Raw genomic sequence first — 17,192 nt, 5'->3', positions numbered from 1 at the left:
CTCTCCCGACAGGGCGCTCATGACAGTGGCTCGTCACGGCTCCCGGGACGACACCGCGGACCGGCGCCGGTTCCGTCGGTTGACGTTCAGCGCCCTGATCAGCGTGCCGGGGGTGGCCAGGGCGTTCGGGTGCCGGAGCATGAAGGTGACCTCGTCGAGCCGGCGGTTGAGTGTTTCGTCGCTGACGGTGGCCTCGACGATCTGATCCGCCACCCAGGAGGTCAACCGGTGGCCGCGGGGGCGGGGACCCGGCACCGACGGCCGGGCCAGGTCCGCGGCGGCGGTCATCCCCCAGGCCGCGTCCACCACCACCTTCTGCAGGGCGAAGAAGTCCCGGGCCGGCGTCCGCAGGTCGGGCCGGCGTCGCAGGTACATGGACAGGCACGAGGCGTGCAGCGCGGCCGAGGACATGCCCTGGCCGTAGATCGGGTTGAACGAGGCCACCGCGTCACCCACGCTGACCAGCCCGGCCGGCAGCCGGCGGCACCTGTGGAAGTCGCGGCGCCGGCTGTCGGCGTGGTGGAAGCTGCGGACCGGGAAGAGCATCTCGCCCTCGACCACCCGGCCGAACTCGGGAGGGAACTCGGTGCGGCACCGGCGCACCATGTCCTCGGCGTCGTGACCCGGACGGCAGTCGCCGTACCCGGCCAGCATGATCATCCATCGATCGTCCTCCACCGCCGTCAGGCCGGCGCCGGAGATCTCCGATCCGCGTGCGGGGCTGCTGCCGACGAGTACGGAGACCGGATCGGGCTTGGCCTCGGTGCGCCGGAACACCGCGGTCGAGTAGTTGATGTTGACGACCAACCGGGTGAGCGGCGCCCGGTCCCAACCGTGCCGCTCCAGCCAGTCGTTGAGCCGGCTGGCCCGTCCCATGGCGTCCACCACGAGATCGGCGTCGAGCGTGTCGGTTGCCGGGCCACCCGCACCGCCCGGGGCCGGCCCGTCCGGCGTCTCGTACCGAACGCCGGTGACCGCCGTGCCGTCGAAGCGCAGGTCGGTGGCCCGCCCCCGGACTGAGGAGACGTTGGGCAGGTCGCGCAGCCGTCGGCGGAGCAGATCTTCGATGAACGGCCGGCTCGCCGAGAGCATGTCCAGGTCGACGCCGCGCACCTTGCGTCGACCGTCCAGGTAGGTGTGTCGGGCGTCGGGAGTGGCCAGGCACGCCCCCAACTCCAGGGCCTGCTCGGTGAGTCCCGGAAACCATCGCTCGATCTGGAGGTGCCCCGCCGGCAGCAGTAGGTGGACCTGGTTTCCCTGGGGCACACCCGGTCGGGCGTCGGTGACCTCGGTGACGTCGTCGCGCTCCACGATCACCACCCGCTCGGCGTACTCGGCGAGGACCCGGGCGGCCAGCAGGCCGGCGATGCTGCCGCCGAGTACAGCGGCGCGGCCCAGCAGGACCGTGCTGTCCTCGGGCGGCCGCTGGGTGGCGATGTCGTTGAAGATCCGTGCTGGAAAGCGGTACACCCCGTACTCCTGTCTCCAGTGAGGACACGACCTCCGACTCCGACGGACGGGCGGGCGAACACTCGGCCGGCACCCAACCATCGACCGATGGAAGTTTATCGGCTCCCCGACCGCGACCGGTGGCGGTCAGGCGTCGCCGAAGACCTCGGCGATGACGCGGTCGGCGGCAAGCGTCTCGTCCGCTACCTCCGACCAGGTGCCGGCCTTCGCCGTCCACTGCAGACCGGCGAACCGGACCCGCTTCACCCCGTTGCTGTCGGCGTGCGCGACCAGCCAGTGCGCGTACTGCCAACCGGCCTGCTGGTCGGTCGCCACCAGGCTGAGGCCGAGCAGCTCGGCCAGCTCAGCCGTCCGGACCGAGCCCCAGTCCCGGCTCAGCCGGCTGCTCAGCTCGGTCGCCGCGGCGGCGCCGCGCAGCACCGGATCCCGGGGCACGGTGCAGGACACCGCGCCGGTGGCCTCGCCCACCAGGGCCCGGCTGAGCACGCCCGCCTCGTCCGCCCACTTCTGGTACGCCTCGGGGAAGGCCGACCGCTGGACCCGCTGCGCGGCGTCGGTCACCCGCATGCGTTCCCAGCCCCGCACCTTCACCAGCGCGGCGTAGAACCGGTTCGCGGCGTACCGGGGATCGCGGATCTGCTCGGGAGTGCCCCAGCCCTGGCTCGGTCGTTGCTGGAACAGCCCCACCGAGTCACGGTCGCCCCCGGCCAGATTCCGCAGCCCCGACTCCTGGTAGGCGGTGGCGAGCGCCACCACGACGGCCTGCGCCGGCATGCCGCGCCGGATTCCCACGGCGGAGATGGTGGCCGCGTTCGCCATCTGTTCGGGATCCAGGGTCACCTCGCCGTCGGCCCGGACCACGCAGCCGAGCGCCCGCGGCAACGACAGCTGCCCGCCGAACCGGTCCGCCATCACCACGGCCGCAACCGTGATCAGCACCAGGAGAGCGGCCGACGCCGCCACCATCGTCCGAGCCCGCACCCATACCCCCTGCCCGACAACAGTCCGCCCAGCCTACGCCGAAGCGGACGGCCAGGCCGATTGCACGAACGGTCAGTCCGCGGCCGGCACCCAGCTCGCCGGCCGCTTCTCCCGGAACGCCAGCACCCCCTCCCGGCCCTCCGCGGAGAGGAAGTACCCGGTGGAGAGCGTCGACAACTCGGCCAACTCGGCCCGCAGCCCGGTGCCGGCCGGCCGGCGCAGCAGCTCCTTGGCGCCGGCGAGGGCGCCGGGGGCGCCGCGGACCAGGGCCGCGCAGTACCGGTCGACCGCCGCGTCCAGGTCGGCGGCCGGCACGGCCGCGGTGACGAGCCCCACCCGTTCGGCCCGGTCACCGTCGAAGGTCTCGCCGGTCAGGTACAGGTCGGCGGCGGCCCGGGGAGCCAACCGCCGGAGCACGGTGGCGGAGATGACCGCCGGGATGACACCGATCCGCACCTCGGTGAAGGCGAAGGTGGCCTCCCGGGCGCAGACCGCGATGTCGGCGGCCGCGATCAACCCCAGGCCACCGGCCCGCGCCGGACCGCCGACCCGGGCCACCACCGGCTTCGGGCACTCCCACACGGCGGCCAGTACGTCGCCGAGCATGCCGGCGGGGACCGTGCCGCTGGCGTAAGCGGCGGCGGTCTCCTTGAGGTCGGCACCGGAGCAGAAGACCGGGCCGGTGTGGGACAGCACCACGGCCCGCACCGCGTCGTCCGCGACGGCGGCCGTCAGGCCGGCCAGCAGTTCGGTCATCAGCTGGGTGGACAACGCGTTGCGGTTGGCCGGGCTGTCCAGCGTGAGGGTGGTCACCCCGGCCGAGGTGGACACCCGGACGAGCGGGTCGGTGGCGGCAGTCATGGGCGCACAATAGTCGGATGCCTGGCGTCCTCCCAGACGGCGAAGCCGTGCCCGCCGACGGATCGCTGCCGCCCGCCGCGCGGGCCGCCGTCGGCACCCGCGGGTTCGGCGTGTACGTGCATGTGCCGTTCTGCGCGAGCCGGTGCGGCTACTGCGACTTCAACACGTACACCGCGAGCGAACTCGGCGGCGGGGCGAGCCGGGAGACGTACGCCGACGCGGTCCTCGCCGAGCTGGACCTGGCGGCCCGGGTGCTGGACGGGACGCCGCCGGCCCGGGTGGACACCGTCTTCGTCGGCGGTGGCACGCCGACCCTGCTGCCGGCCGCCGACCTGGGCCGGATCCTGGCCGGCATCGACCGCACCTGGGGGCTGGCCGACGACGTGGAGGTGACCACCGAGGCGAACCCGGAGTCGGTGACGCCGGAGTCCCTGGCGGCGTTGCGAGCCGCCGGTTACACCCGGATCTCGCTCGGCATGCAGTCGGCCGCGCCGGGGGTGCTGGCGGTGCTGGACCGGCGGCACCGCCCGGGTCGGGCGGCGGCCGCCGCCGCCGAGGCCCGGGACGCCGGGTTCGAGCACGTCAACCTGGACCTGATCTACGGTACGCCGGGGGAGCGGCCGGAGGACTTCGCGGCCTCGCTGGCCGAGGTCACGGCCGCCGGGGTGGACCACGTCAGCGCGTACGCCCTGATCGTGGAGGACGGCACCCGGCTGGCGGCGAGGATGCGTCGCGGCGAGTTGCCGTACCCGTCGGACGACGAGGCCGCGGACCGTTACCTGGCGGCGGAGGCCGCGCTGGGCGCCGCCGGCTTCTCCTGGTACGAGGTGTCGAACTGGGCCACGTCGCCGGCCGCCCGGTGCCGGCACAACCTGCTCTACTGGACCGGCGGCGACTGGTGGGGCCTCGGCCCGGGGGCACACAGCCACGTCGGCGGCGTGCGCTGGTGGAACGTCAAGCACCCGACCGGGTACGCGCGTCGGCTGGCCGAGGGTCGGTCACCGGGACACGGTCGGGAGCTACTCACCGAGGCGGACCGGCGGACCGAGGATGTGATGCTGCGACTGCGGCTGGCCGACGGGCTGCCGTTGAGCGTGCTGGACGAGGCCGGACGGGCGGCGGCCGACCGGGCGCTGGCGGACGGGCTGCTGGACCCGGCGGCGTACCCGGCGGGCCGGGCGGTGCTCACGCTGCGCGGCCGGCTGCTCGCCGACGCGGTCGTCCGCGACCTGCTGCCCTGAGCCGCCGACGCCGGACCGTCGCTGTCGTCCGATCGACTCGATGTGCGGCATGTCGGGTGGTGGGGGACGACGCAACTCCGCGGTATCCCGCACCTCGGGTGGATCGCGGGCGGTCCGCCGGGTGCCGCGACGGCACCCGGCGGAGCGTCGGTCAGCGCTTCACGAACGGGTAGGACATCGGGTAGCGGTAGACCACGCCCTCGTTGGCCTTGACCGCCCCGATGATGCCGAAGATGACCGGAACCACCCAGACGATCATCGGCAGGAAGAACAGCACCCCGCACGTGACGAACGTCGCGATCCAGGTGATGACGTAGACGACGGCCCAGGTGATCTGGAAGTTGAGAGCCGACACGGCATGCGCCCGCACGGTGGGCGACTGTTGGCCCCGCGCCACCATGGCGATCAGCGGTGCCACCCAGCCCAGCAGCCCGCCGCCGACGATGACGCCGGCCGCGCCCAGGCCGTGCGCGAGCAGTGCCCAGGTCCGGTCGTCGTTGCTGCCGTATCCGGCCGGAGCCGGCCCGGCGCCGTAACCGCCCGGTGGGTAGCCCGGCCCGCCGCTTCCCGGTGGGTAGTCAGGTCCGCCAGCGCTGGTCGGCGGAGGGAAGCCGCTCGGTCCGGCCGAGGCCGGGCCGCCCGGTTGCGGACTGCCTGGCGGGGGGCCGGCGGGCGGATACGGGCCCGGCGGCGAGCCGGGGGTTACGTCTCCCGATGGGGGCGGCGGTGTCGCGGGCGGCAGCGGAGCGGTTGGGTCCGACGAGGCCGGATCCGGATCACCTGCTCCGGGAGGGCGAGGTGGTTCGGTCATGACGTCACGGTAGGACCCGACATCCACCCGCGCCAGTAGCCGAAGGGAGGGCGGTCCGTGATCATCGCGCGATTCGCCGTCGCCGTCGTAGACTGGCACTCGCTACAGTCGAGTGCCAGTCCTTTCGGATGAGGCCGATGGGAGGTGAGCATGGGTCTCGACGAGCGCAAGCTCGACGTCCTCCGGGCGATCGTGGAGGACTACGTCGCCACCCAGGAGCCGGTGGGCAGCCGGGCGCTTGTCGAGCGCCATCAGCTCGGGGTCTCCCCGGCCACCGTGCGCAACGACATGGCCGTGCTCGAGGAGGAGGGCTACATCCGGCAGCCGCACACCAGCGCGGGCCGGGTCCCCACCGACCGGGGCTACCGGCTGTTCGTCGACCGGCTGTCCCGGGTCAAGCCGCTCAGCCCGGCCGAGCGCCGGGCGATCGAACGCTTCCTGGTCGGCGCCGTCGACCTGGACGACGTCGTGCACCGGACGGTGCGGCTGCTCGCACAACTCACCCGGCAGGTCGCCGTCGTGCAGTACCCGAGCCTGGCCCGGTCCTCGGTACGCCACCTGGAACTGGTGCCGATCTCGACCACCCGGCTGATGGTGGTGATGATCGCCGACACCGGACGGGTCGAGCAGCGGCTCGTGGAACTGCCCGGCCCGATCGCCGCCGACGACGTGCTCGATCTGCGCCAGCGGGCGAACGAGAAGCTGGTCGGCACCCGGCTCTCGGAGACTCCGCCGCTGGTCCAGGCGCTCGTCGAGGAGACCTCACCGGACCACCGGTCGGCGATGGCGACGATCTCCTCGGTGCTGCTGGAAACCCTTGTCGAGCGGCACGAGGAGCGGATCGCGCTGGCCGGAACGGCCAACCTCACCCGCGCCGGCCTGCTCGACTTCCAGGGCTCGCTGCGACCGATACTGGAGGCGCTCGAGGAGGAGGTCATCCTGCTCAAGCTGATCGGTGAGGCGGAGCCGAGCGGTCCTCGGGTCCGCATCGGCGACGAGAACGAGATCGACAATCTGCGGGCGGCCTCGGTTGTCAGCACGGGTTACGGTCCAGGTGCCACCATCGTCGGTGGACTGGGCGTCCTCGGGCCGACCCGGATGGATTACCCCGGCACCATCGCCACCGTGCGTGCCGTGGCACGCTACGTGGGTGACCTTTTGGCGCAGAACTGACCCGACCTGCCGACCGGCGGCCGACCTGGAATCGACATGGGGACACGGAACGCAGTGACCAGGGATTACTACGGGATTCTCGGCGTGAGCCGGGACGCCTCGGATGATGAGATCAAGCGCGCCTACCGCAAGTTGGCGCGCCAGTACCACCCGGACGTCAACCCTGACCCGAAGGCGCACGACCGGTTCAAGGAGATCAACGCCGCGTACGAGGTGCTCTCCGACGACCAGAAGCGGCAGATCGTCGATCTGGGCGGCGACCCTCTCGCCCCGGGCGGTGGGGGTGCGGGCGCCGGCCCCGCTGGGGCCGGACCTTTCGTCGGTTTCCAGGACATCATGGACGCGTTCTTCGGAGCCGCCGGTGGTGGCGGCGCCCGCGGCCCCCGTCCTCGGACCCGGCCCGGCGCGGACGCCATCCTCCGGCTCGAACTGGACCTTCAGGAGACCGCCTTCGGGGTGGAGGCGCCGATCACGGTCGACACCGCCGTGCTCTGCACCACCTGTTCCGGGGCGGGCACGGCTGCCGGCACGCACCTGGCCACCTGCGAGGCCTGCGGCGGGCGCGGCGAGATCCAGTCGGTGCAGCGCACCTTCCTCGGCCAGGTCGTCTCGTCCCGGCCCTGCACGGTGTGCCAGGGCTACGGCACCGTGATCCCACACCCCTGCCCCACCTGCGCTGGTGACGGCCGGGTGCGCACCCGGCGCTCGCTCACCGTGAAGATTCCGGCTGGAGTCGAGGACGGCATGCGGATTCGGCTGGCCCAGCAGGGTGAGGTCGGACCCGGTGGTGGCACCGCTGGCGACCTGTACGTCGAGATCCACGAACGGCCGCACGACGTCTACTCCCGCAAGGGTGACGACCTACACTGCCGGGTCACCGTGCCGATGACGGCCGCCGCCCTGGGCACCCGGCTGACCATCAAGACGCTGGACAGCGAGGAGCCGGTCGACGTCAAGCCGGGCACCCAGCCGGGCAGCACGGTCCGGTTGCGCGCCCGCGGCGTGCCGCACCTTCGCGGAACGGGGCGGGGTGATCTTTTCGTGCACCTGGATGTGCGTACCCCCACCAAGATCGACGCCGAGCAGGAACGGATATTGCGGGAGTTCGCGAAGACCCGCGGCGAGGAGGTGGCCGAGTTGACCAAGCAGGGCGGCTTCTTCTCCCGGATGCGGGACGCGTTCAACGGCCACGCCTGAACCGGTGAGCGCGCCGCTGTTCCTGGTCGACGCCTTGCCTCCTGGTAACCGGCACACCCTCGACGGTGCCGAGGGACACCACGCCGCCACCGTGCAACGGCTGCGGGTCGGCGAGAACCTCCTGCTCGCCGACGGCCGGGGCGGCACGGCCACCGCGGTGGTCGCCGCCGTCGGTCGAGGCACGCTCGAACTTGAGATCACCGACCGCGGGTACGCGGAACCGGCGGACCCGCGGCTGGTGGTCGTCCAGGGCATCGCCAAGGGTGACCGCGGTGAACTGGCCGTGCAGGCGATGACGGAGACCGGCGTCGACGAGGTCGTGCCCTGGGCGGCGGCCCGGTCGGTGGTCCAGTGGCGTGGTGAGCGCGGCGCCCGGGCCAGGGAGAAGTGGGTGGCGACCGCGCGGGAGGCCGCCAAGCAGGCGCGCCGCGCCTGGCTGCCGACGATTGCCGGGGAGCCGGACGCGTCGACCACCCGGGTGAGCCGCCGGCTCGCGGCGGCAGCCGCCGGTTTCGTCCTGCACGAGGCGGCGACGGACCGGCTGACCAGGGCCGAGCTTCCACCGGCTGGCGACATCGTCCTGGTGGTCGGGCCGGAGGGCGGCGTGGCGGAGTCCGAGTTGGCGGCGTTCGCCGCTGCCGGGGCACGTCCGGTCCGGTTGGGCGGTGACGTGCTGCGTACCTCGACCGCCGGGGTGGCCGCGCTCGCGGTGCTCTCGGCCAGGCTCGGCCGCTGGTGAGACGGCGTCTGGGGGTCGCGGGCGAGCGGGTGGCCGCCGGGACCGTCTGGTGCCGGCGGCCAGCCGCTCCACCCGCGCCCGGCCCGGCCGGTCGCGGACCCCGGTCCTACAGCTTGGGGAAGACGTGCACCGTCTGCTCGTCGGGCCTCAGGTCGAGGCCGGCCGGTCCGACGATCAGCGGATCCGGCGTCCCGACCACTTCGGCGTCCTTGCCGGTGTAGTCGAACCGGGCCAGTACGTGTCGCATCGCCTCGATCCGGGCCCGCTTCTTGTCGTTGCTCTTGACGACCGTCCACGGCGCGTCGGCGGTGTCGGTGTAGAAGAACATCGCTTCCTTGGCCTCGGTGTAGTCGTCCCACTTGTCCAGCGAGGCGATGTCCATCGGTGACAGCTTCCACTGCCGCACCGGGTCGACCTGCCGGATAGCGAACCGGGTGCGCTGCTCGTTCTGGGACACCGAGAACCAGAACTTGACCAGGCGAATGCCGGAGCGGACCAGCATCCGTTCCAGTTCGGGGGTCTGGCGCAGGAACTCCAGGTATTCCTTGCGGGTGCAGAAGCCCATCACCCGCTCCACCCCGGCCCGGTTGTACCAGGACCGGTCGAACAGCACGATCTCCCCGGCCGACGGCAGGTGCGCCAGCCAGCGCTGGAAGTACCACTGGGTGGACTCCCGCTCGTTGGGCTTGAGCAGCGCGACCACCTTGGCGCCCCGCGGGTTGAGGTGCTCCATGAACCGCTTGATCGTGCCGCCCTTGCCTGCCGCGTCCCGCCCTTCGAACACGATCACCAGCCGCTCGCCGGACTCCTTCACCCACTCCTGGAGCTTCAGCAGCTCGATCTGCAGCAGCCGCTTGTGTCTGTCGTACTCCTCGCGCGGCATCCGCTCGTCGTACGGGTAGTCCTCGCGCCAGGTGTCCACCGGAGTGCCGTCCGAGCAGAGCAGCACGGGATCGTCGTCGTGGTCGTCGGCGATCCGGTAGTCGTCGAAGAGGTCCAGCAGACCGGTGTCGGCGTCGGCGCGGGCGTCGATCTCGGTGGCGGTGTCGCCGTTCGTGCCGGTTTCGGCGGTGTCGGTGCTGGCAGCGGTGTCGGTGTCGGCCATGTCGCAGGGTGTTACCCCGTCGCGGACCCTCCGGCTACCTGCGGATTGCTGGGAAGTTGCTGAGTGGTGACGATCAGCTGCGCAGGTAGGGGTTGCCACGCGCGCAGTCGAAGCGGACGGCCGCCCCCGATGATGGGCCGGCAGCGGGGTTCGAGGCGTACCGGGTGCCCTTCCCCGTCGCCTACCATGCGGGGGGTGGGAACTGACGACTGCCTCTTCTGCCGGATCGTGGCCGGCGAGATCCCGGCGACCGTGGTCCGGGAGACCGACAAGACGCTCGCCTTCCGCGACATCGCGCCGAAGGCGCCGGTGCACGTCCTGGTGATCCCGAAGGAGCACTTCGTGGACGTGGTCACGATGGCCGAGGCCGATCCCGAGGTGACCGCCGAGGTCATGGCCACCGCCGCCATCGTGGCGGAGCACGAGGGAGTGGCGGCCGACGGCTTCCGGTTGATCTTCAACACCGGACCGGACAGCGGGCAGGAGGTCGCCCACGCGCACGCCCACGTGCTCGGCGGTGCCCCCCTTGGCCCGATGCTGGCGTAGCCCGGGGCCCCTTATCATCGCTTCCGGTAGGGGACCGGCCCCTCTCGACGTCCGTCGAATCCCGCCTGGAGGCACCCCGTGACCGACGTGAACCGCCGTCTCGACCGGCTGGTTCGCCAGCGCCAGGCGTCGGCGCGGGTGCCGGCGCTGGCCGCCGCCCTGCACCGGGCCGACCGACCGTTGTGGTCGTGCGCGGTGGGGCAGACCGGCAACGACACGCCTCTGGATGGGCATACCAGGTTCCGGATCGGTTCGATCACCAAGACCTTCACCGCCGTCCTCGTGCTGCAGTGCCGCGACGACGGGTTGCTCGACCTGGACGACCCGATCGGCAAGCACCTGGACCTGCCGGAGCACCGGGAGCTGACCGTGGCCCGGCTGCTCTCGCACACCGCTGGCCTGCAACGGGAGCCGCACGGCGACGTGTGGGACTCGCTGCGGGTGCCGGATGTCGACCAACTGCTGGCCGACCTCGCCAGGGCCGAGCGGGTGCTGCCGCCGGGCCGGCGGTTCCACTACTCCAATCTCGGGGTGGCGCTGCTCGGCCACGCCGTCGGCCGGCTCCGGGGCGGCACCTGGGCGGAGGTGCTGGCCGACCGGATCCTCCGCCCGCTCGGGCTCACCGACACCGGCGTGGAGCCGGGCGAGCGGGCCGCGACCGGCTACCTGGTCGACGCGTACTCGGACCACGCGCGGCCCGAGCCGCCCACCGACTTCGGGGCGGTGGGGCCGGCGGCCCAGCTCTGGGGGACCGCCGGTGACCTGGCCCGGTGGGCGGCGTTCCTGGTCGACCCGGCGTCCGTCGACCCGGCCGGCGCGGTGCTGCGGCCGGAGACGCTGGCGGAGATGCGCTGGCCGCGTACCGTCACCGACGAGGCGTCCTGGGCGGCCGGCTTCGGACTCGGCCTTATCCTGCTGCCGCGGGGGGACCGGGTGACGCACGTCGGTCACGACGGCGCCATGCCCGGCTTCCTGGCCTCCGCGTACGGGCGGCGGGGCGGCTCCGGCACGCCGGCCGCGACGGGGTGCGCGGTGCTCGCCTCGTCCGGCACCGCCAGCGAGATCATGGATCTGTCCCACGAGCTGATGACCACGGCGGTACGGGAGGATCCGGTCGACATCGTCCCGTGGCGTCCGGGGGAGCCGGCGCCCGAGGCGTACCGGGGCCTGCTCGGCCGCTGGTGGGGCGAGGGTAACGAGTACGTCTTCGGCTGGCACGACGGCGCGCTCACCGCTCGGGGGGCGGACGATCCGGCCGGGAAGCCGCCAGCGGTGTTCGCGCCGCTGCCGGACCGCCCCGACGTCCTGCGTACGGTGTCTGGCCGGGAGGTCGGCGAGGTGCTGCGGCTCACCCGGGACACGGACGGCACGGTGGTCCGGATGCACTGGGCGACCTACCGCTTCACCCGCCTTCAGGAAACCTTCGACGGATACGACTTCCGCGCCTGACCCCCGGGCTACCCCCGGTGATCTTGCAGTTTCGGCTCGGATAAAAGGTGACTAAAGCCGCGTTCCGGCAGCCCAAAGTGCAAGATCGCGGAGAGTGGGTGGGGGTGACTCACGGACGGAAATGGGCAGCGTCGTCGCCGCGTTGAACAGATACGATGACCCAGACGTCCGCACGTCGCGCCACCGGGCGCGGCGCCGAGATCGGAAGCAGGTGGCACAGGGCCGTTCGGCCCGACCTATGACCGGTACTCCACCCCCCGGCCAGACCCGGGTGCAGACCAGGATCACGGTTCCCGATTCGCAGATCATGGTCAATCTGCTCGGTGCAGGTGACGAGATCCTGCGTCTCGTCGAGCGCTCGGTCGGCAGCGACGTGCACGTCCGTGGCAATGAGATCACGATCACCGGTGCCCCCGCCGACAACGCGGTGGCGGAGCGCCTGTTCACCGAATTGCTTGAGTTGATCGAGAAGGGCGAGACGCTGACCACCGACGCGGTGCGGCGCACCGCCGGGATGCTGGCGCAGGGCAGCGCCGAGCGTCCCGCGGACGTGCTGACCCTCAACATCCTGTCCCGCCGGGGCCGGACCATCCGCCCCAAGACGCTAGGCCAGAAGCACTACGTCGACGCGATCGACGGGAACACGATCGTCTTCGGCATCGGCCCCGCCGGCACCGGAAAGACCTACCTGGCCATGGCCAAGGCCGTGCAGTCGCTGCAGGCCAAGCAGGTCAACCGGATCATCCTGACCCGGCCGGCGGTCGAGGCCGGGGAGCGGCTGGGCTTCCTGCCCGGCACCCTGTACGAGAAGATCGACCCCTACCTGCGGCCGCTCTACGACGCGCTGCACGACATGCTCGACCCCGATTCGATCCCGAAGCTGATGGCCGCCGGGACGATCGAGGTCGCGCCGCTGGCGTACATGAGGGGGCGCGCGCAGCCGTATGACGCCCGGGTGCTGACCCCGGAGGGATTCCGGCCGTTCGGGTCGCTTCGCGTCGGAGACCTGGTCATCGGTTCGAACGGCACGCCCACACCGGTGATCGGCATCTACCCGCAGGGGCCCAAGCAGGCCTATCGGGTCACCACCCAGGACGGGGCGTCCACCGTCTGCTGCGGCGAGCACCTCTGGACCGTCGCGACGCCGGAGGACAAGCGACGGGGGCGCCAGCGCACCATCGAGACCCAGGAGATGATCGGCAAGGAGTGGCGGGGTCACACCCGGCGGTACGAGCTGCCGGTCGTGGCACCCGTGCAGATGGAGTCCCAGGAAGTTCCGCTCGACCCGTACGTGCTCGGTCTGCTGCTCGGCGATGGATCCATCACGTCCAGAACGACGCCGACATTCTGCACGGCGGACCAGGAACTCGCTGTCGCGATGGAAGCGGCGCTCAGCGACATCGAGCTGGTCCGCAAGGGCGAGTACGACTACGTCCTCCGCCATGCCAAGGGCCATCGCGGCGGCGTGATCGTCGCCAACCCGGTGACCCTGGCGATCCGCGAGTTGGGCCTGGCCGGGACCACGTCGGGGACCAAGTTCGTCCCCGACTCCTACAAGGTCAACAGCGTCGACGTCCGCCTGGCCGTCCTCCAGGGGCTGCTGGACACGGACGGGGGACCGGTCGTCCAGCCGGAGCGCACCTGCCGAGTGCAGTATTCGACGACCTCCGCCCGCCTCCGGGACGACGTGATCTACCTGGTGCAGTCGCTTGGCGGGGTCGCGTCCTGGCACGTTCGCCGGGCCGAGGGCCGCCGGCCCGGCCTGGCGAACGGACGCCCGGTTCCATACCGCGCCGACGCCTACGTCGTGGAGATCCGGCTGCCGGACGGCGTCCCGCCGTTCCGCCTGTCCCGCAAGCGTCAGCGCTACGAGGAACACGGGACCGGCCGACCGATGCGTTTCATCGACTCGATCGTCCCGGCGGGCGTGCAGGAGACCATGTGCATCCAGGTGGCGGCGGAGGATTCGCTGTATGTCACCGATCACTTCCTGGTCACGCACAACACCCTCAACGACGCGTTCATCATCCTGGACGAGGCGCAGAACACCACGCCCGAGCAGATGAAGATGTTCCTGACCCGACTCGGGTTCGGGTCCAAGATCGTCGTGACGGGTGACATCACCCAGGTCGACCTGCCGGGCGGCACCACCAGCGGCCTGCGGGTGGTGCGGGACATCCTGCGGGGCGTGGACGACGTGCACTTCTCCCAGCTCGGCAGCGCCGACGTCGTCCGGCACCGACTGGTCAGCAACATCGTGGACGCGTACGCCAAGTGGGACGCCGAGCGGGAGTCGGGGCAGGGCGTGCACGCCGTACCGGACCGGACCGCGCACGGTGGCCGCGCCGGACGGCGTCGCTAGGAGCAGGGGAACCAGTTGTCCATCGAGATCGCCAACGAGTCGGGCGCCGACGTCGACACCGACGCCGTGCTCGCCGTCGCCCGGCACGCGCTCGACGAGATGGGGGTCAACCCCCTCGCCGAGCTGTCCGTGCTGCTTGTCGACATCGAATACATGACCGAACTCAACCATCGCTGGATGGGCGGTGACGGGCCGACCGACGTCCTCGCCTTCCCGATGGACGAGGGCAGTGTCGACCACGGGCCGGGCGAGGCCACCGGGGGCGAGCCGGGGCTGCTCGGCGACATCGTCCTCTGCCCCGACGTGGCCGCGAAACAGGCCGCGGCGGCCGGGCACTCCACCGCCGACGAGCTGCATCTGCTCACCGTGCACGGGGTGTTGCACCTGCTCGGCTACGACCACGCCGAGCCGGAGGAGGAGCGCGAGATGTTCGGTCTCCAGGCGCGCCTGCTGTCGAGCTGGCGCGCGGCTCGGGCGCAGTGATGCCCGACCACTTAGCCGCCGCCGGCGTCACGGCCGGCCTGCCCGACGCCCACCTGCTGGTCTTCGGGGCGGCGCTCGTCGTCCTCGCCGGGCTGTTCGCGATGACCGAGGCGGCCCTCGCCGCGGTCTCCCCGGCCCGCGCGGGCGAACTGGCCCGGGAGGGGGTCCGCGGCGCCCGTACCCTCCAGATCGTCGCCGCCGACGCGGCCCGGCACGTGAACCTGTTGCTGTTGCTGCGGCTGCTCAGCGAGCTGACCGCGACCACGCTCGTGGCGCTGGTCGCCGTCGACACGTTCGGGGCCGGCTGGCGCGCTGCGCTGGTCACGGCCGGCGCGATGACCGTGGTGAGCTTCGTGGTGGTGGGTGTCGCGCCGCGCACGATCGGTCGGCAGCACGCGTACCCGGTTGGTCGGGTCACCGCACCCGTGGTCCGCTGGCTGGGACGGGCGCTCAACCCGCTGGCCTCCCTACTGATCCTGGTCGGCAACGCCGTGACGCCGGGGCGCGGCTTCCGGGAGGGGCCGTTCGCGACCCAGGTCGAGCTGCGCGAGCTTGTCGATCTGGCCGAGCAGCGCGGGGTGGTCGAGCACGGCGAACGCCAGATGATCCACTCGGTGTTCGCGCTCGGTGACACGATCGCCCGCGAGGTGATGGTGCCGCGTACCGAGATGGTGTGGATCGAGGGGAGCAAGAAGCTCACCCAGGCGTTGGCCCTGTTCCTGCGGTCCGGTTTCTCCCGTATCCCCGTGGTGGGGGAGAGCGTGGACGACGTGCTCGGCCTGCTCTATCTCAAGGACGTGGTCCGGCACGTTCAGGGCGGCGACAGCGACCTGGCGGTGGCCGAGCTGATGCGGGAGGCCACGTTCGTCCCCGAGTCGAAGCCGGTCGACGACCTGCTGTCGGAGATGCAGGCGGCGCGGACCCACATGGTCGTGGTGGTCGACGAGTACGGCGGGACCGGTGGCCTGGTCACCATCGAGGACATCCTTGAGGAGATCGTCGGCGAGATCACCGACGAGTACGACGTGGAACGTCCGCCGATCGAGCGGCTCGACGACGGTGTGATCCGGGTGACCGCCCGGCTGCCGGTGGAGAACCTCGGCGAACTGTTCGACACCGAGTTGCCCGCCGACGAGGTGGAGACGGTCGGTGGGCTGCTCGCCCAGGCCCTCGGTCGGGTGCCCATCCCGGGTGCGACGGCCGAGGTGGCCGGCCTGCACCTGATCGCCGAGGGGACGACCGGCCGACGCAACCGGATCGACTCGGTGCTGGTGCGCCGGGTCGCCGAGCCGGGTACGCGGGATACCGGGCCCGATCCCGAGACGTCCCGCGCCTCGTCCGACCGCACCTCGCCCGACCCGTCCGAGGAGAGACAACCCGCCGATGCCTGACACATCCGAAGAAGCCGTTCCGGTGGTGGGTTCACCCGAGACGCTGCCCGCCGAGGACGCGAAACTCGTCACGTTGGCCCGGAGCGCGCGTGCCCGGGTGAGCGCGGTGGAGGGCGCCGCGGTCCGGGACCAGGACGGCCGGACGTACGCCGCCGCCAGTGTCGCGCTGCCGTCGCTCACCCTCACCGCCCTGCAACTGGCGGTGGCCTCGGCGGTGGCCGCGGGTGCGAGTCGACTCGAGGCGGCGGCTGTCGTCTCCGAGGCGTCGACGCTGGACGCGGCCGGGCAGGCCGCGGTGCGGGACCTCGCGGTGGAGGCGCCGATCCACCTCGCTGCTCCGGACGGTAGCCTGCTCGGCACGGTAGTCGAGTAGTTTGGCGAGGCCAGCGGGTCTCGCCGGTGGAGGCGGGAACAGGTGAACGGGGAGCGGCGGGCGCACCAGACCGGCGGGGGACGCGCGCGTCAGGCCCGCGACCAGTCGACGTACCGGGCCGGGTTCGCCTGTTTCGTCGGGCGGCCCAACGCCGGCAAGTCGACGCTGACGAACGCGATCGTCGGTCAGAAGATCGCGATCACGTCGAGCAAGCCGCAGACCACCCGGCACGTCATCCGGGCCGTTCTGCACCGGCCGGACGCCCAGCTCGTCCTGGTCGACACGCCCGGTCTGCACCGCCCGCGTACGCTGCTCGGCGAGCGGCTGAACGACCTGGTGCGGCAGACCTGGAGCGAGGTCGACGTGATCGGCCTGTGCATCCCGGCCGACGAGCCGATCGGACGCGGCGACCGGTTCATCTCGGCCGAGATCGCCGGCCTCAAGGCGACCGTCGTCGCGGTGGTCACCAAGACCGACCTGGTCGGCCGCGCCCGGCTCGTGGAGCAGTTGCAGGCGGTCGCGCAGCTCGGCGACTTCGCCGATGTGGTGCCGGTCAGCGCGGTCGCCGGGGACCAGGTCGACACGCTTGTCGAGGTGATGACGGGCCACCTGCCGCCGTCCCCCCAGCTCTACCCGGACGACATGCTCACCGACGAACCCGAGCAGGTGCTGGTCGCCGAGCTGATCCGGGAGGCGGCCCTGGAGGGGGTACGGGACGAGCTGCCGCACTCCATCGCCGTGGTGGTCGAGGAGATGATCCCCGAGGGTGACCTCATCAAGATCTACGCCGATGTCTACGTCGAGCGGTCCAGCCAGAAGGCGATCGTCATCGGCGCCCGGGCCAGCCGGCTCAAGGACGTCGGCATCCGGGCCCGGCGGCAGATCGAGGAGTTGCTGGGCGGCCGGATCTATCTCGACCTGCATGTCCGGGTCGCCAAGGACTGGCAGCGGGACCCGAAGCAGCTCCGCAAGCTCGGCTTCTGACCGATCAGCCGACCACCGATCGGACC

At 71.8% G+C, this 17,192-nt stretch carries 16 protein-coding genes and 2 pseudogenes; 13 read left to right on the top strand and 5 right to left on the bottom strand.

Annotated elements, in window-relative coordinates; genetic code table 11:
* Positions 1-33: 33 nt before the first annotated feature.
* From ACFQUZ_RS03240 to ACFQUZ_RS03230, 3 genes are all read right to left on the bottom strand, one after another.
* On the bottom strand, positions 34-1,470 hold the full coding sequence (locus ACFQUZ_RS03240) for an FAD-dependent monooxygenase (protein WP_377437374.1): 1,437 nt from the start codon (positions 1,468-1,470) through the stop codon (positions 34-36).
* A gap of 126 nt (positions 1,471-1,596) precedes the next feature.
* Positions 1,597-2,436 carry a hypothetical protein gene (locus ACFQUZ_RS03235; protein ID WP_377437505.1) on the bottom strand — a complete coding sequence of 280 codons (840 nt, stop codon included), beginning with the start codon at positions 2,434-2,436 and terminating at the stop codon, positions 1,597-1,599.
* 87 nt (positions 2,437-2,523) lie between these two features.
* On the bottom strand, positions 2,524-3,312 hold the full coding sequence (locus ACFQUZ_RS03230) for an enoyl-CoA hydratase-related protein (RefSeq protein WP_377437373.1): 789 nt from the start codon (positions 3,310-3,312) through the stop codon (positions 2,524-2,526).
* Positions 3,313-3,329: 17 nt separating this feature from the next.
* Here ACFQUZ_RS03230 and hemW point away from each other — a divergent pair, with 17 nt between their 5' ends.
* Positions 3,330-4,553 (top strand): radical SAM family heme chaperone HemW, encoded by a 1,224-nt coding sequence (hemW, locus tag ACFQUZ_RS03225; protein WP_377437372.1) that lies wholly within the window; start codon positions 3,330-3,332, stop codon positions 4,551-4,553.
* Between the two features lie 151 nt (positions 4,554-4,704).
* Here the strand turns inward: hemW and ACFQUZ_RS03220 are convergent, their stop codons facing one another.
* Positions 4,705-5,364 carry a DUF4870 domain-containing protein gene (locus ACFQUZ_RS03220; RefSeq protein WP_377437370.1) on the bottom strand — a complete coding sequence of 220 codons (660 nt, stop codon included), beginning with the start codon at positions 5,362-5,364 and terminating at the stop codon, positions 4,705-4,707.
* A 150-nt stretch (positions 5,365-5,514) separates the two neighbouring features.
* Here ACFQUZ_RS03220 and hrcA point away from each other — a divergent pair, with 150 nt between their 5' ends.
* From hrcA to ACFQUZ_RS03205, 3 genes are read left to right on the top strand one after another with little or no spacing between them, the layout of a single operon-like run.
* Positions 5,515-6,537, top strand: a complete 1,023-nt coding sequence (hrcA, locus tag ACFQUZ_RS03215) for a heat-inducible transcriptional repressor HrcA (RefSeq protein WP_377437369.1) — start codon at positions 5,515-5,517, stop codon at positions 6,535-6,537.
* Between the two features lie 54 nt (positions 6,538-6,591).
* Entirely contained in the window at positions 6,592-7,734 is a 1,143-nt protein-coding gene (gene dnaJ, locus ACFQUZ_RS03210) for a molecular chaperone DnaJ (RefSeq protein ID WP_377437367.1), read from the top strand.
* A gap of 4 nt (positions 7,735-7,738) precedes the next feature.
* Entirely contained in the window at positions 7,739-8,473 is a 735-nt protein-coding gene (locus tag ACFQUZ_RS03205) for a 16S rRNA (uracil(1498)-N(3))-methyltransferase (RefSeq protein WP_377437366.1), read from the top strand.
* Between the two features lie 106 nt (positions 8,474-8,579).
* Here ACFQUZ_RS03205 and ppk2 read toward each other — a convergent pair whose 3' ends face one another.
* Positions 8,580-9,578 (bottom strand): polyphosphate kinase 2, encoded by a 999-nt coding sequence (ppk2, locus tag ACFQUZ_RS03200; protein WP_377437364.1) that lies wholly within the window; start codon positions 9,576-9,578, stop codon positions 8,580-8,582.
* A gap of 195 nt (positions 9,579-9,773) precedes the next feature.
* On the opposite strand from ppk2, the gene ACFQUZ_RS03195 reads away from it, so the two are divergent.
* From ACFQUZ_RS03195 to era, 9 genes and pseudogenes are all read left to right on the top strand, one after another.
* On the top strand, positions 9,774-10,124 hold the full coding sequence (locus tag ACFQUZ_RS03195; protein WP_377437362.1) for a histidine triad nucleotide-binding protein: 351 nt from the start codon (positions 9,774-9,776) through the stop codon (positions 10,122-10,124).
* A 78-nt stretch (positions 10,125-10,202) separates the two neighbouring features.
* On the top strand, positions 10,203-11,573 hold the full coding sequence (locus ACFQUZ_RS03190) for a serine hydrolase domain-containing protein (protein WP_377437361.1): 1,371 nt from the start codon (positions 10,203-10,205) through the stop codon (positions 11,571-11,573).
* A gap of 238 nt (positions 11,574-11,811) precedes the next feature.
* Positions 11,812-12,507: pseudogene (locus ACFQUZ_RS03185) on the top strand (PhoH family protein); the annotation flags it as partial.
* Positions 12,496-13,317, top strand: a pseudogene (locus tag ACFQUZ_RS03180) (LAGLIDADG family homing endonuclease); the annotation flags it as partial. The pseudogenes ACFQUZ_RS03185 and ACFQUZ_RS03180, both read left to right, overlap by 12 nt.
* A 150-nt stretch (positions 13,318-13,467) precedes the next feature.
* Positions 13,468-13,935, top strand: a complete 468-nt coding sequence (locus ACFQUZ_RS03175) for a PhoH family protein (protein WP_377437504.1) — start codon at positions 13,468-13,470, stop codon at positions 13,933-13,935.
* 15 nt (positions 13,936-13,950) lie between these two features.
* Complete coding sequence (gene ybeY, locus ACFQUZ_RS03170) at positions 13,951-14,418, top strand: rRNA maturation RNase YbeY (protein WP_377437360.1); 468 nt, start codon at positions 13,951-13,953, stop codon at positions 14,416-14,418.
* A complete protein-coding gene (locus ACFQUZ_RS03165) occupies positions 14,418-15,809 on the top strand; it encodes a hemolysin family protein (RefSeq protein ID WP_377437359.1) in 1,392 nt (463 codons plus the stop codon). The genes ybeY and ACFQUZ_RS03165 overlap by 1 nt, the downstream gene beginning before the upstream one ends.
* Complete coding sequence (locus tag ACFQUZ_RS03160; RefSeq protein ID WP_377437358.1) at positions 15,802-16,182, top strand: cytidine deaminase; 381 nt, start codon at positions 15,802-15,804, stop codon at positions 16,180-16,182. The genes ACFQUZ_RS03165 and ACFQUZ_RS03160 overlap by 8 nt, the downstream gene beginning before the upstream one ends.
* Before the next feature lie 42 nt (positions 16,183-16,224).
* Positions 16,225-17,166 (top strand): GTPase Era, encoded by a 942-nt coding sequence (gene era / locus ACFQUZ_RS03155; protein ID WP_377437357.1) that lies wholly within the window; start codon positions 16,225-16,227, stop codon positions 17,164-17,166.
* Positions 17,167-17,192: the final 26 nt, after the last annotated feature.

Origin of the sequence: Plantactinospora sp. GCM10030261, from assembly GCF_042666615.1 — a bacterium.
Taxonomy (GTDB): domain Bacteria; phylum Actinomycetota; class Actinomycetes; order Mycobacteriales; family Micromonosporaceae; genus KBS50.
The sequence above is the reverse complement of the archived record's forward strand: the minus strand, read 5'-3'. Positions and strand labels throughout refer to the sequence as shown.

What these genes read in the sequence shown, in the direction of transcription:
- ACFQUZ_RS03160 (WP_377437358.1), top strand. Translation starts at nt 15,802, where the DNA reads ATGCCTGACACATCCGAAGAAGCCGTTCCGGTGGTGGGTTCACCCGAG.
- hemW (WP_377437372.1), top strand. Translation starts at nt 3,330, where the DNA reads ATGCCTGGCGTCCTCCCAGACGGCGAAGCCGTGCCCGCCGACGGATCG.
- ACFQUZ_RS03165 (WP_377437359.1), top strand. Translation starts at nt 14,418, where the DNA reads ATGCCCGACCACTTAGCCGCCGCCGGCGTCACGGCCGGCCTGCCCGAC.
- ACFQUZ_RS03175 (WP_377437504.1), top strand. Translation starts at nt 13,468, where the DNA reads ATGCGTTTCATCGACTCGATCGTCCCGGCGGGCGTGCAGGAGACCATG.
- hrcA (WP_377437369.1), top strand. Translation starts at nt 5,515, where the DNA reads ATGGGTCTCGACGAGCGCAAGCTCGACGTCCTCCGGGCGATCGTGGAG.
- ACFQUZ_RS03220 (WP_377437370.1), bottom strand. Translation starts at nt 5,364, where the DNA reads ATGACCGAACCACCTCGCCCTCCCGGAGCAGGTGATCCGGATCCGGCC.
- ppk2 (WP_377437364.1), bottom strand. Translation starts at nt 9,578, where the DNA reads ATGGCCGACACCGACACCGCTGCCAGCACCGACACCGCCGAAACCGGC.
- ACFQUZ_RS03235 (WP_377437505.1), bottom strand. Translation starts at nt 2,436, where the DNA reads ATGGTGGCGGCGTCGGCCGCTCTCCTGGTGCTGATCACGGTTGCGGCC.
- ACFQUZ_RS03230 (WP_377437373.1), bottom strand. Translation starts at nt 3,312, where the DNA reads ATGACTGCCGCCACCGACCCGCTCGTCCGGGTGTCCACCTCGGCCGGG.